At 49.8% G+C, this 434-nt stretch carries 4 tRNA genes; all 4 read left to right on the top strand.

Features of this window, described 5'->3' with window-relative positions:
* Positions 1 to 77 (top strand) — tRNA-Met (locus tag OH455_RS23280).
* A gap of 47 nt (positions 78 to 124) precedes the next feature.
* Positions 125 to 209: transfer RNA gene (locus OH455_RS23275), tRNA-Leu, on the top strand.
* Between the two features lie 31 nt (positions 210 to 240).
* Positions 241 to 325 (top strand) — tRNA-Leu (locus OH455_RS23270).
* Between the two features lie 30 nt (positions 326 to 355).
* Positions 356 to 430: transfer RNA gene (locus tag OH455_RS23265), tRNA-Gln, on the top strand.
* Positions 431 to 434 lie beyond the last annotated feature (4 nt).

Below are 434 nucleotides of genomic sequence, written 5' to 3'. Positions count from 1 at the left end.
GGCTACGTAGCTCAGCTGGTTAGAGCACATCACTCATAATGATGGGGTCACAGGTTCGAATCCCGTCGTAGCCACCATTTATTTCGATTGCTAGCTCAGGCTAACAGTCCTGTAGATTCAAGACGCGGAAGTGGCGGAATTGGTAGACGCACCAGATTTAGGTTCTGGCGCCGCAAGGTGTGAGAGTTCAAGTCTCTCCTTCCGCACCATCTTGATATAAAATCTACGTAAACAATTTATGCGGAAGTGGCGGAATTGGTAGACGCACCAGATTTAGGTTCTGGCGCCGCAAGGTGTGAGAGTTCAAGTCTCTCCTTCCGCACCATAAATTGAATAGTCTATGACTATGCCCTGCAGGTCTATCGCCAAGCGGTAAGGCAGCGGCTTTTGATGCCGCCATTCCCTGGTTCGAATCCAGGTAGACCTGCCATTAT

This window comes from Vibrio sp. T11.5, assembly GCF_027587155.1.
GTDB lineage: Bacteria > Pseudomonadota > Gammaproteobacteria > Enterobacterales > Vibrionaceae > Vibrio > Vibrio neptunius.
This window is presented reverse-complemented; position numbering and strand designations above follow the sequence as displayed.